The organism is Microcoleus sp. S28C3 (assembly GCF_036700785.1).
GTDB lineage: Bacteria > Cyanobacteriota > Cyanobacteriia > Cyanobacteriales > Microcoleaceae > Microcoleus > Microcoleus asticus.
Genome location: NZ_JAUBPO010000255.1, coordinates 1 through 2245, shown reverse-complemented (window position 1 = coordinate 2245; position 2245 = coordinate 1). Strand labels below are relative to the sequence as shown.

The window sequence follows — 2245 nt, the reverse complement described above, 5'->3', positions numbered from 1 at the left end:
AAGATGAATATCCATAGGGTAGAAATCAAGTAGTGGTATCTCATTATACGGTTTTCACCAAAAACCCAGAAGAACCAAATTCCTTAGCTTCTAAACTCTTAAATAATATTGTTGGAAACAGCAATAGTTTAAATACCTTGAATTCGCTAGGGAATAAGCCTGGTGGGAGTAGCAGCAGTTCCAGCAAGTCTAGTTCCTTTGTAGATAGCAGCGGTGCGGGCAGTACCAGCAGCGCGACAGGAACTTCTCCGACAGGGAGCAATACCAGTAGTGAGACTGCTTACGCTGCGGGGGCTACATCTAGCAGTGGCAGCGCGGCAGCGAGTGGTTCTACAGTCGGGCCCCCAACGACTAGCGCCACAGCACCAGCGCCTGCGCCAACACCCGCACCGTCAAATAATGACGGTGCAACTCTCACCCCGGTGACTGGCGGCACTTCTAGCAATTCAAGTCCTTCTAATTTCTCTCTAGACAGTACGGGTACTGGCGGGGAAAGTACGATAATTTCTGAGCCAACAGATAACAGTAACAGCAATAATTCGATCGCACTTCTCGGTAACAATGCCAACACCAATGCTGAGACAACGCCGCCTCCTGAAGTTACCGCCCCAGAAAACAATCCTGCGGTATTAACTGTCACCTACGACAGTAACGGCGACGGATATTGGCGCGGCACCAGCGACAGCGATGTGATTATTTGCGGTAGCGGGCTCGATCGAATTTTTGCAGGAAGTGGCGACGATATTGTCAAAGCTAACAGAGGTAACGATGCGATCGATGGAGGCGATGGAAACGACACTGTGGGGGGAGGGAAAGGTCAAGATTTGCTGATTGGCGGCAACGGCGACGATTTTCTTTGCGGCGACTTCGGCACCGATACATTGATTGGAGGTAGTGGCGCTGATACCTTTGCATTTCAACCCGAAACAGCGAGTGCAGCAGCTAATCCATTTTTAGCAGATCGAGTCGTTGATTTCAATCCCGCTGAAGGCGATCGAATTGGGCTGACAGGGGGACTGTCGGTAGCAGACTTGACACTCATAGCGTTTGAGACTGACGGTGACGGTACGGCAGACGCGACTCTGGTCAAGTTTAGTTCAAATAAGGGCGATCGAATTTTAGCTGTTGTTTTGGGAACAGTTAACGCAGCGGGTGCAACAACTTTGAGCAATGCTGATTTTATGAGTTTGCCAAATGAAATCTTGTAGCTAACCGTTAACCGTTAACATCAACTACCCCGCACAAAGCGTCGGGGGATAAAGTTAATAAATTTATATAGGTTGAGAGAGAAAGATGAAGGACTTTTACGGGCCATTGATTGAAGCAAGTGAAATCATCGAACTACTCAGACAAGAGCAGCAAATAAAGACATTTAGTCAAAAGGTTTTGCAGAAAAAAGTTATTGAGAAAGCAGCCCGGGAACGGGGATTAAATGTGACTCCCGAAGAAATTCAAGCTGTGGGCGACCAACTCCGCCGCGAGAAGCGTTTGGAGAAAGCGGCGGATACGATTGCTTGGCTGGCGGATCAGATGATTTCCGTTGAAGATTTAGAAGCCGGCATTCGCGATCGGCTCCTCACCCAAAAACTAGCCGAACACTTGTTTAGCAAAGAAGTAAAAAAGATTTTCGTTCAAAACAAATTGCAATACGACCAAATAATTCTTTATCAAATAGTTGTTGCCAACCCGCAGCTTGCTCAGGAACTATTTTATCAAATTCAAGAAGGAGAAATCAGCTTTTTTGATGCCGCTCACTTTTACGACATTGACGAAAACCGCCGGCATTTATGCGGTTGCGAAGGCAAGGTTTATCGGTGGGGTTTAAAACCAGACATAGCCGTCGCCGTATTTAGCGCTCAACCCGGAGAAGTGATTCGTCCAATTCAAACTGAGCGAGGATATCACTTGTTCCTAGTTGAAAAGTTTCTCCCGGCGGAATTAACCCTTGAACGGTATCAAGAAATATTGCACAATATGTTTAACGAATGGGTGGCTAATGAGGTCAACTATTTATTGTACAATTCTAAAGTATAGGTTGCAGGATCACAGAGAAGCCTAAGTGGTTTGACGGGCGAATTATAGCGCTCTCGGTGCGGTTGTGCATGGAGCCCTCATATAGAGGTTCTACCTAAGCTCTATAATTGTTGCGTTTAACTTGGCAATTTGGATTTACAACAGTTCGGACATATTTTGGGAGAGTCAGGCTCTGAGAGAGCCGTATTCTAGGAGTTTTCGGTAGTTTGGA

General features: G+C 46.6%; 2 protein-coding genes. Both read left to right on the top strand.

What is annotated here, in order from left to right:
- The first annotated feature begins 32 nt into the window (after positions 1–32).
- A complete protein-coding gene (locus QUA13_RS32215; protein ID WP_333205131.1) occupies positions 33–1208 on the top strand; it encodes a calcium-binding protein in 1176 nt (391 codons plus the stop codon).
- A gap of 85 nt (positions 1209–1293) precedes the next feature.
- Positions 1294–2034, top strand: a complete 741-nt coding sequence (locus tag QUA13_RS32210; RefSeq protein WP_333205129.1) for a peptidylprolyl isomerase — start codon at positions 1294–1296, stop codon at positions 2032–2034.
- Positions 2035–2245: the final 211 nt, after the last annotated feature.